The organism is Mesorhizobium sp. B2-8-3 (assembly GCF_006440815.1).
Lineage (GTDB): Bacteria > Pseudomonadota > Alphaproteobacteria > Rhizobiales > Rhizobiaceae > Mesorhizobium.
This window is the reverse complement of the sequence record NZ_VFTW01000016.1, coordinates 104985-120359: the sequence shown is the minus strand read 5'-3', so window position 1 is coordinate 120359 and position 15375 is coordinate 104985. Positions and strand designations below refer to the sequence as shown.

The following is a 15375-nucleotide window of genomic DNA, read 5'->3' as shown; positions in this document are numbered from 1 at the left end:
TCAATTGGCGTTTCGAGGCTGGCGTCGCTCGGGCAGTTCCTTGGCTGAGTGCCCCATGAACGAATTAATCGCTGACCGGCCGGCAAGAGCCGCCGAGAATGAGGTGCGTCGGAAAAGAAATCCGTTGCGCTGGCCGATCGGCCTGGCCGCCCAGCCGTTCAAGAAGAAGCAGTGCTGCCGTACGTCCTATCTCCTCGACCGGGCGGTCGATAAGCGTGATAGGGCCGGGATAAAGCATGGCCACATCGGAGCGGTCGCATCCGATAAGGGAAATATCGTTCGGCACCGAAACGCCTTGCTGCTGGAGGGCACGCAACACGCCGACCAGGATACGATTGCCTGCCGCTATGATGGCTGTCGGGCGTTCGCGCATCTGGAGCAGGGCAGTGGCTTCGCGGAAACCGAAATCAGCCGACAGGCTTTGCGAACGGATCAGATGCTCAGGCACGGCCAGCCCGCTTTTCTGGAACGCCTCGACGAATCCGCGGACGCGCTCGCGTCCTGGCCTTATGTCCTTGCCCGCCGTGATGATGGCGATGCGGCGATGACCGAGCTCGATCAAATAGCCGGTCGCCTGTCTCAAGCCCGTCGCGTGCTCGGTCAGCACCGCGTCGATCTCCAGCGGTATGTCGCGGTCGAGAAGCACGGAAGGCACGCGCAATTCCTTGAGCCGCTTGATGGTGCGCGGATCCTGTTCGTTGTTGATCGTCAGTATCATGCCGTCCGCGCGGCCGTGCTGGAGCATGTCGATGGCCGCGGCTTCGTCCGATGCCCGTCCGTTGGTGCTCATGAGGTAAAGGGAGAAGCCGCGCTCGCGCATCTGCGAGTCGACCGCCTTGAAACAGCTCGCATGCCACGGATTAGCGATATCATCGATGACGAAGCCCACCGTCATCGTGTTGCGGCGGCGCATGTTCTGCGCGCGTGAATCCGGTTGGAAACCAAGGGAATGGATCGCGGCGCGCACCTTGCCGAGGGTTCCCGGCCGCACGGTATCAGGAGCATTCAGGCTGCGTGAAACGGTTCCGACAGAAACGCCGGAGACACGCGCCACGTCCCGAATTGTCGCCGGCTTGTCGATCCCTTTTCTCACCGAGCCCCCGTCAATACCGGTCGAACCAGGCAACCATTTAACTGCCCAGTCTTGTTATAGAACTGCATAGTAGCGCGACGGTGACTTTGACGACAAGCGGGAAGCTCGTGCTTTGCGCTTGACCTCCGAAAGCCAAGCCCTTATTTTTGGAAACGTTTCGAAAAACGAGCGTTTCAATGTCAAGCTCCCTCAAAATAGAACGCATAGAATGCATTCCGCTCTGCATGCCGCTGCCACGTACCTTCAGGGGCAGCAACTATTTCATGACGCACCGCTGCACCATCATCACGCGCGTCTACACCTCCGAGGGAATCATCGGCGAGGTCTATAACGGCGATGAGTTCGAAACCCAGGCGGAAGTTGTCAAGATCATCCTGGATGAGATCCAGCCGCTGTTGGTCGGCAAGGATGCCTTCAATATCGAAGGATGCTGGGAAGCGATGCGCAAGCCGAGCTACAATATCCTGCGCGACCGCAAACTCGCCATGTGCGCGCAGGCCTGCGTCGACAGTGCGTTGTGGGACGCTGTCGGCAAGGCGCTCGACACCCCTCTCTACAAGCTGTGGGGCGGCTATCGCGATGCGTTGCCGGTCATTTGCATCGCCGGATACTATGAGGAAAACAAGACTTTGGCGGATTTCGGCCGCGAGATGGAGCAGATACGCGCCGACGGATACGGCGGCTGCAAGTTCAAGGTGGGCGGACGGACGCCGAAGGAAGACGCCGAGCGCGTGCGCACGGCGCGCCAAGCCGCGGGCGACGATTTCGCGCTTCTTGTGGACGCAAACCAAGGCTGGAGCCTGCGCGACGCGGTTGCGTTTTCGCGTTACGTGTCCGACCTCAACATCCGCTGGTTCGAGGAACCGGTCCGCTGGTACAACGACCGGCTCGACCTCGCTGCGGCGCGCAGCCAGACCGGTATTGCGATTGCGGCCGGGCAAAGCGAGATCAGCCGCGCCGGTTGCCGAGACCTGATGATGGCCGGCGCGATCGACGTCTGCAATTTCGATGCGAGCTGGGGCGGCGGGCCGACCGAATGGCGCCGGGTCGCGGCCTTGGCGTCATGCTTCGCGGTGGAGATGGGGCATCACGAGGAGCCGCAGATTTCCGCGCACCTTCTGGCCTCCATATCCAACGGGACGTATTTGGAAACGTTTCACCCGGATCGCGATCCAATGTTCTATGCACTTGTGGCGAACCGGTCGAAATTCGACAACGGCGTCTACAAAGTGCCGCAGGGCGCCGGTTTCGGGCTTGTCCTCGACCAGAAGACGATCGGCAAATATAGACTCTGAGCCCGTTCAGCTCCTGTCGATGACTGAAATGCAGTCGACGTCACCGATCTTGCTGGTAACTCAAGGCCATAGCATACGACCGACGTGACAGCCGTCAGGCCGCTGCTTTTTCCTTGCGCCGCTTCTGTTCAAGCTGCGTGATGTCGGTGGCGAGCATCTCGACGTGCTCATAGTTGCCCACCCTCAGCGGCTCTGTCAGCATGCCCGCGGCGACGACATAGACAAGGTCGGCTGCTTCATAGACTTCCAACACTTCCGTGCAGAAGATGATGACGGTGTTGCCTGCATCGGCATAGTCGCGCAGCAGCCTGTAGATCTCGGCCTTGCTGTGAATATCGACGCCGCGCGTCGGCTCCTCCAGAAGCAACAGTTTCGGGGCACAGTGCAGCGCCTGGGCGATCGCGACTTTCTGCTGGTTGCCGCCCGACAGGGAACGGATGCCTTGCGTCGTCGTGCGGGTCTTGACCAGGAAACGACGCACTGCGTCCCTCGCCATGTCGCGCATCTTGCGTTTCTTCAGCGTGAGGCCGAACCCGGCGATTTCCGGATAGCCCAGCCGCACGAGCAAGTTCTCGCCGACGGAAAAATTGCTGTACAGGCTAAGCTGGCGCGTCGCCGGCACATAGGCGGTGCGATGCCGCAAGGCCGAGGCTGATGCCTCGCCCTCGATCTGCATCGTCCCCGTGCATCGCTCCAGCCCTGCAAACGAGCGGATCAGTTCGCGCGAGCCGGATCCTTCGACGCCCATCAGCGCGATGATCTCGCCGGCCCTGCCTTGCATCGATATGGCTCGGAATGCCTTGGGATGGGTCCAGTCGCGGACCGAAAAAAGCGTTTCGACCGTCGGGGAGCCGCTCGGACGGCGGGCGGCAACGGCGTCGACAATGGCTGCGTCCGTCACCAACTGCCGCGCGATCGCGTCTTCCGTAAGCGCGTCGCCAGAAAGTATCGCCCTAACCTTGCCGTCACGCACGATCGCCACCCGGGTGCAATGCTCGACGAGATCGCCCAGACGGTGCGTGACGAGAAGCACGATCCTTCCGGTGCCGGCTAGCGCGCGCATCTCTCCAAAAAGCTGGTCCGACTCGTCTGCCGTCAAGGCGGAATTCGGCTCGTCGAAAAGGAAAACACGTGAATCGCGCGCTACCGCGCGGGCGATCTCGGTGCGTTGCTGGGTGGCCAGGGAACAATCGGCCAGCTGTCGGTCCTTCAGCCGACCGATGCCGAGCGCATCCATCACCTTGGCGTCGGCCGAACCGAGGCGCGGACGCGCGGAATTGGTGCCCTCGCGGCCAACCATGACGTTCTCCGCCACGGTCAGGTTGGGAAAGAGCTGCGGTTCCTGGTGCACGACGGCGACGGCATGCCAGTCAACCGAAGGGGACCATGGCCGGCCATCGAAGGTCAGCTTGCCTGCATCAGGCTTCTCCTCGCCGGCGATGATGCGCACCAGCGTGCTCTTTCCCGCGCCGTTCGGCCCGGCGATGCCAAGCACCTCGCCGGGCAAGATATCGAGATCGATGCCGTCGAGCGCGATCGTGCTGCCGTAGCGCTTGGTAATCCCGCGGATGCTGATGCCTTCTGCGTTCATGCTGCGCGGCTCTTGCGCAACTTGGTCAGGAAAAGGTCGAGCGCGACCGCGCCGATCGTCACCGCGCCGAGGAATATCTGTTGCACATGCGGACCGGGAGAGAGCAGGGCGAGCCCGATCTGAAGCTCCGCCAGCAACAACGCGCCGCCCAGGGTGCCGATGATCGTGCCCTTGCCGCCGCTGAGGCTCGCCCCGCCGATGATGACGGCCGCGAAAACCGGAAATGTCTGCGACAGGCCGATATCGGGCTGGCTGGTCTGGATGAAGGAGAAGTCGAGGACGCCCGCGATAGCCGCAAGGATCGAGCACAGAATGAAGGCGAGGATCTTGTAGCGCCTGACCGGCAGGCGGGCGAGTTTACCCGCCTCGGGATTGCCGCCGATCGCCATCAGCCGGAAGCCGAACAGCGAGCGGTGCAAAAGGAAGCCAACGACAATTGCGATGCCGAGCATCCAGAAGATCTCCACCGACAGGCTGTATTTGCCGACGTTTTGGGTGAGCCCGATGAAGAAGTTCAGTTCGCCCTGGTCGACATTGCCTCCCGGCGGCGGATAATTCGGGTTGAATGTGCCGGTGTTGCTGATCCAGAGCGACAGCCCGTAGAGCAGGTTGTAGCTGCCCAATGTGACGATGAAGGACGGGATTTTCAAACCCGTCACCATGAACCCGTTGAACAGTCCGACCAGGATGCCGACGCCGATTGCAATCGGGATTGCCAGGTAGACCGAAACACCCCACAGGATCCACACGACCGCCAGCGTGTTTGCCGCCAGCCCATACATCGCGCCGAACGACAGGTCGATTTCGCCGACGACGATGACCAGGGTCAGTCCCATCGCCATGATGGCGACGGAACTCATGGCTCTCAGCACCGAGACGGCGAGATTGGGATTGGCGAAGTTCGGATTGATAAAGACGAAGACGAGCGCGACCACGATAACGGCGGCAAACAGGCCGCCAATACGCAACGCCGCATCGATGGTCGCCTTTCCCGCAGCGGAAAACCCTTGGCGCCGCTCGGCTGGCTGCGTGGTTTCGCCTGAATGCATCCGTACCTCAAAGATTTTGTTGCCGCAGCGGCTGCGATATGACCGTGAGCCAGAATCGGACGGGCCGCAAGACGCGGGCCCGTCCTGTCGGTGCGGTCGCTATTTTAGCGACATCGTGGTGTCGAGTTCCTTGCGCGCCTGCTCCACGCCGTCCTTCATCACCGCCTTGAGCGTCTGCGTGTTGGGCAGGATGACGCCATTCTTCAGGAATTGCGCGCACGCCGGCGCCCCGAAAGCGGCCTGATCGGGCCAGCGCTGGTCGAGTTGGGCGACCTGGATGCCTTTCTCGATCGCGTCGAGCTGCCCTTTGGACGAATTCCAGCCAATCGTGAAGACCTTTCCTGTCAGGCCAAGGCTCTCGATCGCACGGTCGGCATGTTCGGCGCCGATGTCGACGTTCTCAATGAACTGAACGTCCGGATTGGCTGTCAGAAACGAGCGGAAGACATCGAATGTCTTGCCCGGCTCATAGCTGGTGTTGAGACCATTGGATGCCGACGTCACGAATTTGGCGTCGGGGATCGCGGCTTTGATGCCGTCCTCAAAACCTTTCATGCGGCCCTGCGCCCAGAATTGCGTCGGGTCGCCGCCGGAAACCGCGAAGACCTTGATGTCGGACTTGTTGTTGTCCTTGATCCACTTCAGCACGGTTTCGGCTGCGGTATGGCCTTCCTTGTCCGGAATCTGGGTGAAGTTGGTGAACTCATGCCCGCGCGACGTAACGCCGGCTGTAAAGACCGGAATGCCTTGATCCATCAGCTTGTTGGTGATGGCCGTCATCGCGTCCGAACTGACGGGCTCGATGCCGATGCAGTCGATCTCGCCAGTTGCAAGCTTGGCCTCGATCTGGCTGACCTGCTGGTTCGGGTCATTCTGCACCGGCGCGATCGCCGAACACTCCATCGGATAGATGTCCTTGCCCATCTTGCAGCCCATGTCGAAGCCCGCTTTGTACTGCGGCGAGAACAACGGAATGCCCGAGGCCTGGTAGGAGAAGACGTAATTGATCGACTCGCCTTTCTTGATCTTCTCGGCGATGCGGTCGGCGAGCTTGAAAGTGCCCCAATCCCGCTTCACTTCGAACGGGGCTCCTTCGACCTTTTCGCCTGTTGACGGGATCTGGCTTTCGCTGGCGTTCTGTGCGAACGCGGTCGCTGCGACTGCCAGAGTGGCGCAGCTTGCCGCTGCAAGCAACATATGACGATATGAAATACCCACTTCTTCCTCCCTGTTCTTGATCTCTTGGCGACGAGGCTGCTTTCGCGTCGCTATACCAACCCCAAGACCTTCTCGCTGCGGTAGCCCTCCACAACGTCTTCAATGACTTCGATGCCGAGCCCGGGACCCGTCGGCGGATAGACCCAGCCATCGACGTGTTCAAAGGGTTTGGTGACGAGATCGTGCTGCATCGGATTGCGCAGCGGTTTGAACTCGAACAGCTTGCACGATGGCGAGTTGAACGAAATGGCGAGGCTGGCCGCCGTCACGATGGCCGATGACCAGGCATGGGCATTGGCCTGGCGGCGGTAGAACTCGCAGCGCTCGGTCACCTTCTTGAAGCCGGTGATGCCTTCGGCCCGGCCGGGATCGACGCCGATCACATCCACCGTTCCGGTCGCGATGACCCGCTCGAACTGCTCCAGCGTCCATTCGCGTTCGCCATAAGCGATACGGGTTGTCGTCTTGGAGCGAAGGTTGGCATAACCCTCGGGATCCCAGGCTCCGAGCGGTTCCTCGATCCAGGCGAGATTGTATTCCTCCATCGCCTTGGCGCGGCGCACCGCATCGGTGACATCCCATTTGATGTTGATGCCGTTGTCGATCATCAGCATCTTGTCGCCGAGCACCTCGCGCATCGCCTTGACGTATGCCACGTCGCGCTTGTGGTCATAGCCGAGGTTGGCGTTGCCGCGCTTGCCGAAGCCCGTCTTCAGCCCCTGCAGTCCCGTCGATACCCATTCGGCCGTCTCTTCGGCCATCTCTTCGATGGATTCGTAATGCGCATGGCAAGAGGCGATCGCCGGCAGCCGCTCGTGGACGCAGCCCCCCAGCAGGTCGAGCACGCTGCGGCCCAGCGCCTTGCCCTTCAGATCCCACAATGCGATGTCGATCGCGGCCGTGGCGTAGGAGGCGATGCCGCCATGATAGCCGTACCACCAGGCCTGCTGCTTGTTCTGCCGCCACAGCGCCTCGGTCTGCACCGGATCCTTGCCGATCAGGTTGGGCGCCATGCCTTCGATGATCGCCTTGGCGGCAAAATTCGCTTCGGGGAACTGGGTAATCGATTCACCCCAGCCGACCTGACCGTCATCGGCGGTAATCTTGGCGAGGCACAAATGCCGCAGCGCGTTGAAGTCGTTGGGTTCCGGGTAGCTGACCGGAATGGCTTCGATCCTGGCGATCTTCATGGTGGGCCGGTCCTTATCCGATCGCGCCGCGGAACAGCGGCATGCCTTCGACGCCGAGGCTTACTTCTATGAGGTTTCCGGTCATCGCGGCGCCGCTCGTATCGAACGGCCCCATGTCGCAGCAGAACAGCTTGCCGCCCTTGCCAAAGCAACAATTGAGGATGGTGCCGCCGGTTTCCAGGAACTCGACGTGCCTGCCGTCCCTGGAGAAATGGTCGACGCCACCGGCCGCGACGGCGGTGATCCAGAAATCGCCTTTCTCATCGATCTTCAACCCGTCAGGAATGTGTCCCTCCGGCATTTTGCACAACAGCGACTTGCTGCCGTCGGGTTTGCGGCGAATGACGTTCAACGTGTAAGATTCGACCCAGACGATCGAACCGTCCTTCTCGACAACGATGCCATTCGGATAGACGTGATCGAGCTCCTCGAGGATCCTGGCGACGCCGTTCTTTTCGATGACCACGATCCGGCCCGGATGCGGCTTGTCGGCCTGGTTCCAATCGCCTGAATCGGTGAAGTAAAGCCTGCCGTCCGGACCGAAGCTCAGGTCGTTCGGGCCGTCGAACTTCTTGCCGTCGGCTTCCGTCACGAGAATTTCGACTTTCCCGTTGGGCAAGGTCTTCTGGATGGACGGCGGTCTGTGCACCGGCGCGACCCACGAACCGACATTCGGGGTCTGCGTCGAATAGACTGCGCCGTCGCTGCCCAGCATGCAGGCGTTCGGGCCGCCGCCGACAAAGGCATATTGCCCTTGCTTGCCGGTCTTCGGGTCCCAGACTCCGATCTCGCTGGCGTAGGTGTTGGCGTAGATGACGCGCCCGTCGTCAAGTTCGTAGGGACCTTCGGGATGCCCGAGCCCCTTGGCCCGGATGACCTGCGGTTTCTTCACGATTCTCCTCCCTTCACCAGGTGACCATTCCGCCGGTGAAATTCACCGCCTGGCCGGTCATGTATGACGCCGCATCCGACAACAGAAACCAAATGAGGCCTGCGCACTCGTCGGCCGTCGCCGCGCGGCCCAGCGGCACGGCGCGGGTGCGAGCGCTCTCCAGTTCCGCGATCTCGGCTTGGCGCAGCTTCGACACGCCTGCCAGCACGTGATCTTGCATCGGCGTGTCGACAATGCCCGGGCAGATTGCGTTGACCCTTACAGGTCGCGATGCCAGCGCATAGGCAAAGGAGCGGGTAATGGAGGTAATGGTCGTCTTGGAAGCCGCATAGGCGGCGACCTCGACGGTCGCAGCCAGTTTCGCGGAACTCGAAGACAGGTTGACGATCGCGCCGCCCGGTTTCAGGCGCGGGCCGATCTGCTGGCAGAGGAAAAAAATCGACTCGGCGTTGACGGTCTGAATCCGCCGCCAGTCTTCAAGGCTAACGTCGAAGATCGACTTGATCAAAATAATGCCGTGCGAGTTCACCATGTAGTCGAAACCGTCGGCAGCCTCGGCAAGACGGGCGCGGGCATCGGCATCAGACAGGTCGATCGTCAATGTTTTGCATCCGGCGGATTTGACATCGGCGAGCTTTTCTTCGTCGATATCGACAGCAATGACGTCAATGCCTTGTCGCATAAGCCGCAATGCGGCGGCCTTGCCGATGCCGCTGCCGGCTCCGGTCACGACGCCGCGACGATTTCGCGCTGGCGAACCCATTCAGACGTCCTACCTCCCAGCGGCCAACCCGCGGCAGCTTCAAACCACGTCAGGAAGAAGGTGCCGTGCGATATCCCTCGAACTATATTGAAACGTTATCAAGACATGCAAGCAATTTCTGTCCGGCTCTCAAACGCCGGCTCGACGGATCACGTTCGCTTGAGCATATCCCTTTCGGCGATTTCGCCTTGAGCCGACGAAAATAGCCGCAAAATGCAGTATTCAGTCGCGGCTTGGCCAATATTCTGAGACTTTGACACGCATGCCGGTCGAGAGCGGCGCGCCTCCTTTTCTTCCAAATCGTGCTGCAGGGGACGCTTGCAAAGAGGCTAAGTGGTGACTATGAATTGAAACGATATTTTCCCAAAGAGGCCCGATCGCCGTGGAGAATTGAGGATCATGTCATCGGCCAGAATCGCGGTCATCGAAGGAGACGGCATCGGCAAGGAAGTCGTACCCGAGGGACGTAAGGTCCTTGAAGCAGCGGCGCGTGTTTTCGGACTGGATTTGCGTTTCGAGGCGTTCGACTGGGGTTGCGATCATCACGCCCGCTTCGGGCGGATGATGCCGGAAGCCGGCCTCGACAAGATCGCCGGGCTTGATGCGATCTTCCTCGGCGCCATCGGTTGGCCAACCGTGTCCGACGTGGAATCGCTGTGGACGTTGCTGATGCCGATCCGACGCAACTTCCAGCAGTATGTCAATCTGCGGCCCGTGCGGCTGTTCGGCGGCGTGCCGTCGCCGCTGGCAACGCCCGGCGTGATCGACTTCTACATCGTGCGGGAAAACAATGAGGGCGAATACTCCGAGATCGGCGGCCGGATGTTTCCCGGCATGGATCAGGAGATGGTCATCCAAAACACGGTGCTGACCCGCTTCGGCTGCGATCGCGTGATGCGCTTTGCCTTCGAGCTCGCCATGAAGCGCAAACGCAGGCTGACCTCCGCAACCAAATCCAACGGCATCATTCACACAATGCCATTTTGGGACGAGAGATTCCGCGCCGTCGCCAAGGATTACCCCGCGGTCGCGACCGAGCAGTTTCACATCGACATTCTGGCCGCGCATTTCGTCGGACGCCCGTCGCGCTTCGACGTGGTGGTGGCAAGCAATCTGTTCGGCGATATCCTGTCGGATCTCGGCCCGGCGGTGACCGGAACGATCGGCATTGCACCTTCCGGCAACCTCAATCCGGAGCGCAGGTTTCCATCCATGTTCGAGCCCGTGCACGGTTCAGCGCCTGACATCGCCGGCAGGAACATCGCCAATCCGATTGGCCAGATCTGGTCGGGCGCGATGATGCTGGACCACCTAGGGGCGACCGAAGCCGCTGCTGCCATCGTCTCGGCGATCGAGCGGGTGCTTCTGTCAGGCGAGAACCTGACGCGCGACATGGGTGGCACGGCCTCGACCAGCGCGCTCGGCCAGGCCATAGCCGATGCCGTTTCAGCCCACCCCGCGGAGACGCGTCGCCATGGCTGAACTGCCCTTCGTCGATACGCATTTCCATCTGCACGACATGAAACACCGGCAGCTTCGCTATGGCTGGCTTGAACCCGACGCGGTTCATGGCTTTCTGGCTGACACCGATCCACTGAAATCGCAGCATTATCTCGTCAAGGACTACATCGCCGAAATCCGCTTTTCCAACGTGCCCAAGGCGGTGCACGTTCAAGCGGCGGTCAATACGCCCGATCCGGTGGTCGAAACTGCCTGGCTGCAGGCTTTTGCCGACCAGACTGGCTATCCGCACGGCATCATCGCGGAATGCCATCTCGCCCGACCCGACGCGGCGAGCGTGCTCGACCAGCATCTGAAGTATCCGAATGTGCGCGGCATTCGCAATTTTGGCGACGGGCGCTACCTTGTCGATGCCGCCTGGCGGCGCGGTTTCGCCGAGCTCGGCTCCCGCAATCTGGTTTCCTGCATCGACACGCGGGTCGAACTGGCCGACGACATTCTGGATCTCGCCCGGGCCTTTCCGGACACGCAGATCTGTATCGACCATTGCGCGATTCCGATGGGCCGCGATCAGGCGAGCTTCCGGCGTTGGCGCGGCGCAATGGACGTGATGGCGAAGTCATCCAATGTCACCATGAAGATCTCAGGGCTGGGCATGGGCGATCCGCAGTGGACGGTCGAAACCATCCGCCCTTACGTGCTGGGCAGCATCGAGGCGTTCGGCGCGGACAGGGTGGTCTTTGGCACGAACTGGCCGGTCGACCGCATGTTCAGCTCATATCCGGATGTCATAAACGCCTATGCCGAGATCATTTCCGGCTTTCCGAAAATCGAGCAAGCAGCGATGTTTTCCGGTAATGCAGAGCGGCTGTTCAGGATTTGATGGCACGATGAGCGAAACAGCCCATACAATAGAAGCGGTGCACCACATCGGCATGACGGTGGCCAGCCTTGAAACCGCGCTCCGCTTCTGGGAGGCATTTCTGGGCAAGCCCGCGCGCTGGACCACCGTGCTCGACAGGCCTTATCTCAGCCGCGTCGTCGGTTATCCGAACGTCGCCATCAGCGCGGCGTTCATCGACCTGCCTGGCGGTGGTGTGATCGAATTGCTCGATTATCAGGTTGCCGGCCGAACGGCGAACGCGGACGCGACCGCCAACCCCGGCAACGTGCATCTTTGCCTGAAAGTCGCCGATGCGCGTTCGACCTGGCAGCGCGCTGTCGATTGCGGCGCGAAGCCGATCTCGCCGGATGGTCCGGTGGCGATCGACGGCGGCCCCAACATCGGCGCTCAGGCGGCTTATCTGCGCATTCATGACGGCATTACGCTGGAACTTTTCCAGACACCGAGGAAGGATCGATCCGCATGATCAAGCGCATCAGTTTCCTGCGCCGCAAGGAAGGCATGAGCCAGGAAGATTTCTTCGCTCACTGGACAGGGCCGCATGCCGATATCGTGCGCCAGATGCCGGGCCTGCGCGGGCTTCGCTTCGGCCGCGTGCAAAGCTGGACGCCGGCGGAGGATGCCTGGGACGGCGTCGGCGAGATTTGGTTCGACAGCGTCGAGGACGCGCTGAAAGCCTTCGCCACCGAACCATTCAAGAGCCTCCTCGTCGAAGATCGGAAGAAATTCACCCGCGAAATCCAGGCATGTTTCGTCACCGAGCAGACGGCGGTGCAACCACCGGCAATTGGCTGAAGGACGGCTCCATGGCTTTCAACATCGGTTCCGGGCTTGAAGGCAAAAGCGTCGTTGTCACCGGCGGCAGCGGCGGCATAGGCCGCGAGGTCTGCCTGGCCTTCGCTGCCGCCGGATCACGCGTCGCGGTCGTCGATCTCGATCAGGGCAAGGTCGATGCGGTCGCCGCCGAAATGGAAGCCGGTCCGCATCTTCCGATCGCATGTGACCTGAAGCCGATCGCACATCACAAGACGCTGATAGAAAAGGTCGTGACCGTGTTCGGCGGCATCGACGTCCTGGTCTGCACGGCTGCGGTCCTGATCCGCCGGCCCAGCGTTTTCGACGTGAGCGAGGCGGACTGGGACCTCCAGCATGACGTCAACCTGAAAGCATCCTTCTTCCTGAATCAGGCGGTGGCGCGGGTCATGAAGGACCAGGGAAGGGGCGGCCGCATTATCAATTTCACCTCGCAAGGCTGGCAGAGCGGCGGTTTCGGCGGCTCCGTGGCGTATGCCGCCACCAAAGGCGGCGTCGTGTCGATGACGCGCGGACTGGCGCGGTCGCTCGCCAAGGACAAGATAACCGTAAATGCGGTATCCCCGGGCGCGGCCGACACGGCCATGATGCGCTCCGGAATGGATCAGGCGGCGCTCGACGCGCAAGTCGCCCAGATACCGCTCGGCTACATGGCCGCGCCGTCGGATCTGGCAGGCACGGTGCTGTTCCTGGCCTCAGACCATGCCGGCTACATTACCGGCGCTACCATCAACGTCAGCGGCGGCTGGCTGATGTACTGACGGCGACCGCAAGAAGGCCAGGTCCAGATCAGAGGAGGATGAACCGTGTCAGGATCGCTTTCGGGAAAAGTCGCGGTCGTCACGGGCGCGGGGCGCGGCATCGGCGATGCCATCTCGGGCCGACTGATTGCCGACGGCGCAAAAGTCTTTGCGCTGGACAAAATGCTTCCAGACGAGCCGCGTGAACGGGTCACTTACATCGAGACGGATGTGACCGATCCGGCCAGTGTGGGCGCTGCGTTCAAGGCCGTCGACGACAAAGCGGGTCAAGTCGACATCCTCGTCAGCAACGCCGGTATCCAGCGTGTCGGCCTGGTCGGCAAGATATCGTTCGCCGACTTCTCTTCGGTGATCGCCACCCACTTGCACGGCCTCTTCCTGTGCGCCTCGGAAGTCGTACCGCGCATGGTCGAGCGCGGCGCCGGCGGGGCGATCGTCAGCATCGCATCCACCGCCGCTTTCGTCGGCCTGCCGGGGCGGGGGCCTTACTGCGCCGCCAAGGCAGGCATTCTCGGACTGACGCGCGCGCTGTCGCTTGAAGTCGCGACCGCGGGCATAAGGGTCAATGCGGTGGCCCCCGGCTTCACGCGCACCAAGTTCATAGAGCAGGGTTTGAAGGATGGCTCCTTGCAGGAAGACTGGATGGTGGCCCGTGTACCGATGAAGCGGTTGGCGCGGACCGAGGAGATCGCCGAGGCCGTCCGATTTCTTGCCGGCGACGAGTCGTCCTACATGACGGGCCAAACGGTCGTGGTTGACGGTGGCTGGATCGTACAAGGTATTCCCGAGGCGCCGACCTGGCTGCAAACGTCAGCCTCATGATGCCGGCAAAGCTAAATCTTGCGGAATATTGCATCGGCCGCGCGGCTGCGGCGAGTCCGGGCAAGACCGCGCTTCTTGTCGTGAGCGACGCCGACAGGCCGCAGGATGCCGAGCGTTGGACCTATGCGGCGCTCGATCTTGCCGTGCGCCGGGTGGCGGCAGGTCTTCTGGCGGAAGGTCTTTCGCCCCGCGATCGTATCGTGCTGCGGTTGCCGAATACGAGCGACTATGCCCTGCTGTTTCTTGGCGCGATGGCGGCCGGCCTGGTGCCGGTTCCCATCTCGGCGCAACTCACCGGCAGCGAAACGGCGTCCCTTGTCGGAGATTCCGGCGCTGCGGCGATGGTCGAGACATCGTCGCTGGCCTCCGCAACCGCTCCTTCCGCATGCAAGGTTCTGGATGACGCGGCCTTGATACGACTGAAAAATACAGCGGAGCCGGCTGGCTTTGCCGATACCGACGCCGAAGCACCGGCCTACATGATCTATACGTCGGGAACGTCCAGTCGGCCCAAAGGCGTCGTCCACGCGCACCGCACGGTTCTCGGGCGAAAACCAATGCACATCGACTGGCAAGGCCTTTCGGCATCCGATGTCGTGCTGCATGCCGGCGCCTTCAACTGGAGCTATACGCTCGGTGTCGGGCTCCTCGACCCGTGGGCATGCGGCGCCACCGCAGTGCTCTACAACGGGCCAAACGACATCGCGGTCTGGCCAAAGCTTGTCGATGCCGTGGGTGCAACGCTGTTTGCGGCTGTGCCTTCGCTGTATCGCCAGATGCTGAAATATTGCAGCTTGCAGCCAGGATGTCTGCCGAAGCTTCGCCACGCGCTTGCCGCCGGCGAAGCGCTGAGCCCGGCGATCCTCCACGGCTGGCACGCCGCCACAGGCAAGCAACTGTATGAGGCTTTCGGGATGAGCGAATGCTCGACCTTCGTGTCAAATCATCCGGGCATGCCTGTCAGGCCGGGGAGTCCCGGCAAGCCGCAAGCCGGACGGCCGATCGCGGTGTTGCCGCTGGACGGCGGCGTGGAGCCCGTTGCTGCCGGCGAGACAGGTTTGCTTGCCATTCACCGTAGCGATCCCGGTCTGATGCTCGGCTATTGGCAGCGGCCCGAAGAGCAGCAGGCTGTGTTTCGCGGTGATTGGTTTGTCGGCGGCGATCTCGCCGCGTTCGATGGCGACGGCTATCTCTGGCATCGCGGGCGTGCCGACGACATCATGAATGCAGGGGGCTATCGCGTGTCGCCGCTGGAGGTCGAGGCCGCGCTGACCGGATGCGCGGGGGTTGCCGAGATTGCGGCGGCTGAGCACCATGTGCGGAGCGACGTTACCGTGATTGCCGTCTTTGTCGTGCGTGACGGGGACAGCAGAACCACAGCCGATGACATCATGGCGATCGCCGAGCGGCGCCTTGCCGCCTATAAACGGCCGAAGCAGGTGTTCTTCGTCCCGAGCTTGCCTCGCAATGCCAATGGGAAGCTCTTGAGGCGCCAGCTTTCATTGGTGGTGGCTGGCGGTTGA

The 15375-nt window shown here is 61.7% G+C and carries 15 protein-coding genes; 8 read left to right on the top strand and 7 right to left on the bottom strand.

What is annotated here, in order from left to right; all coding sequences use genetic code 11:
* Window positions 1-64: 64 nt before the first annotated feature.
* Window positions 65-1126 carry a LacI family DNA-binding transcriptional regulator gene (locus FJ418_RS21895; protein ID WP_140652716.1) on the bottom strand — a complete coding sequence of 354 codons (1062 nt, stop codon included), beginning with the start codon at window positions 1124-1126 and terminating at the stop codon, window positions 65-67.
* 191 nt (window positions 1127-1317) lie between these two features.
* Here FJ418_RS21895 and FJ418_RS21890 point away from each other — a divergent pair, with 191 nt between their 5' ends.
* Entirely contained in the window at window positions 1318-2388 is a 1071-nt protein-coding gene (locus FJ418_RS21890; RefSeq protein WP_226892182.1) for a mandelate racemase/muconate lactonizing enzyme family protein, read from the top strand.
* Window positions 2389-2482: 94 nt separating this feature from the next.
* Here the strand turns inward: FJ418_RS21890 and FJ418_RS21885 are convergent, their stop codons facing one another.
* The 6 genes from FJ418_RS21885 to FJ418_RS21860 form a co-directional block, all read right to left on the bottom strand.
* Window positions 2483-3979, bottom strand: a complete 1497-nt coding sequence (locus FJ418_RS21885; protein WP_140784292.1) for a sugar ABC transporter ATP-binding protein — start codon at window positions 3977-3979, stop codon at window positions 2483-2485.
* Window positions 3976-5028 (bottom strand): ABC transporter permease, encoded by a 1053-nt coding sequence (locus FJ418_RS21880; protein ID WP_140640493.1) that lies wholly within the window; start codon window positions 5026-5028, stop codon window positions 3976-3978. The genes FJ418_RS21885 and FJ418_RS21880 overlap by 4 nt, the downstream gene beginning before the upstream one ends.
* Window positions 5029-5127: 99 nt before the next feature.
* The gene (locus FJ418_RS21875) at window positions 5128-6105 is read right to left on the bottom strand and encodes a sugar ABC transporter substrate-binding protein (RefSeq protein WP_181167041.1); all 978 of its coding nucleotides are present in this window, start codon (window positions 6103-6105) and stop codon (window positions 5128-5130) included.
* 191 nt (window positions 6106-6296) lie between these two features.
* Complete coding sequence (locus tag FJ418_RS21870) at window positions 6297-7436, bottom strand: mandelate racemase/muconate lactonizing enzyme family protein (protein WP_140640489.1); 1140 nt, start codon at window positions 7434-7436, stop codon at window positions 6297-6299.
* Window positions 7437-7449: 13 nt separating this feature from the next.
* On the bottom strand, window positions 7450-8328 hold the full coding sequence (locus tag FJ418_RS21865; RefSeq protein ID WP_181167040.1) for an SMP-30/gluconolactonase/LRE family protein: 879 nt from the start codon (window positions 8326-8328) through the stop codon (window positions 7450-7452).
* A 13-nt stretch (window positions 8329-8341) separates the two neighbouring features.
* Window positions 8342-9091: an SDR family oxidoreductase gene (locus tag FJ418_RS21860; RefSeq protein ID WP_140652723.1), complete on the bottom strand. Its 750-nt coding sequence runs from the start codon at window positions 9089-9091 to the stop codon at window positions 8342-8344.
* Between the two features lie 399 nt (window positions 9092-9490).
* On the opposite strand from FJ418_RS21860, the gene FJ418_RS21855 reads away from it, so the two are divergent.
* Genes FJ418_RS21855 through FJ418_RS21825 form a run of 7 tightly spaced genes read left to right on the top strand, consistent with a single transcriptional unit; the run spans window position 9491 to window position 15375 of the window.
* The gene (locus tag FJ418_RS21855) at window positions 9491-10573 is read left to right on the top strand and encodes a tartrate dehydrogenase (protein ID WP_281407583.1); all 1083 of its coding nucleotides are present in this window, start codon (window positions 9491-9493) and stop codon (window positions 10571-10573) included.
* A complete protein-coding gene (locus FJ418_RS21850; RefSeq protein WP_181167039.1) occupies window positions 10566-11435 on the top strand; it encodes an amidohydrolase family protein in 870 nt (289 codons plus the stop codon). Before FJ418_RS21855 ends, FJ418_RS21850 begins: the two co-directional genes overlap by 8 nt.
* Before the next feature lie 7 nt (window positions 11436-11442).
* Entirely contained in the window at window positions 11443-11922 is a 480-nt protein-coding gene (locus FJ418_RS21845) for a VOC family protein (RefSeq protein WP_181167038.1), read from the top strand.
* Window positions 11919-12251: an EthD domain-containing protein gene (locus FJ418_RS21840; RefSeq protein WP_140640479.1), complete on the top strand. Its 333-nt coding sequence runs from the start codon at window positions 11919-11921 to the stop codon at window positions 12249-12251. Before FJ418_RS21845 ends, FJ418_RS21840 begins: the two co-directional genes overlap by 4 nt.
* An 11-nt stretch (window positions 12252-12262) precedes the next feature.
* Window positions 12263-13030: an SDR family NAD(P)-dependent oxidoreductase gene (locus FJ418_RS21835; RefSeq protein WP_181167037.1), complete on the top strand. Its 768-nt coding sequence runs from the start codon at window positions 12263-12265 to the stop codon at window positions 13028-13030.
* Between the two features lie 45 nt (window positions 13031-13075).
* Entirely contained in the window at window positions 13076-13852 is a 777-nt protein-coding gene (locus tag FJ418_RS21830; RefSeq protein WP_140869123.1) for an SDR family NAD(P)-dependent oxidoreductase, read from the top strand.
* Window positions 13849-15375: a class I adenylate-forming enzyme family protein gene (locus tag FJ418_RS21825; protein WP_140869120.1), complete on the top strand. Its 1527-nt coding sequence runs from the start codon at window positions 13849-13851 to the stop codon at window positions 15373-15375. The genes FJ418_RS21830 and FJ418_RS21825 overlap by 4 nt, the downstream gene beginning before the upstream one ends.

Excerpts from the sequence above, each read along its gene's own strand:
- FJ418_RS21890 (WP_226892182.1), top strand. The coding sequence starts at position 1,318 with ATGCCGCTGCCACGTACCTTCAGGGGCAGCAACTATTTCATGACGCAC.
- FJ418_RS21885 (WP_140784292.1), bottom strand. The coding sequence starts at position 3,979 with ATGAACGCAGAAGGCATCAGCATCCGCGGGATTACCAAGCGCTACGGC.
- FJ418_RS21880 (WP_140640493.1), bottom strand. The coding sequence starts at position 5,028 with ATGCATTCAGGCGAAACCACGCAGCCAGCCGAGCGGCGCCAAGGGTTT.
- FJ418_RS21870 (WP_140640489.1), bottom strand. The coding sequence starts at position 7,436 with ATGAAGATCGCCAGGATCGAAGCCATTCCGGTCAGCTACCCGGAACCC.
- FJ418_RS21860 (WP_140652723.1), bottom strand. The coding sequence starts at position 9,091 with ATGGGTTCGCCAGCGCGAAATCGTCGCGGCGTCGTGACCGGAGCCGGC.
- FJ418_RS21855 (WP_281407583.1), top strand. The coding sequence starts at position 9,491 with ATGTCATCGGCCAGAATCGCGGTCATCGAAGGAGACGGCATCGGCAAG.
- FJ418_RS21850 (WP_181167039.1), top strand. The coding sequence starts at position 10,566 with ATGGCTGAACTGCCCTTCGTCGATACGCATTTCCATCTGCACGACATG.
- FJ418_RS21845 (WP_181167038.1), top strand. The coding sequence starts at position 11,443 with ATGAGCGAAACAGCCCATACAATAGAAGCGGTGCACCACATCGGCATG.
- FJ418_RS21840 (WP_140640479.1), top strand. The coding sequence starts at position 11,919 with ATGATCAAGCGCATCAGTTTCCTGCGCCGCAAGGAAGGCATGAGCCAG.
- FJ418_RS21835 (WP_181167037.1), top strand. The coding sequence starts at position 12,263 with ATGGCTTTCAACATCGGTTCCGGGCTTGAAGGCAAAAGCGTCGTTGTC.
- FJ418_RS21825 (WP_140869120.1), top strand. The coding sequence starts at position 13,849 with ATGATGCCGGCAAAGCTAAATCTTGCGGAATATTGCATCGGCCGCGCG.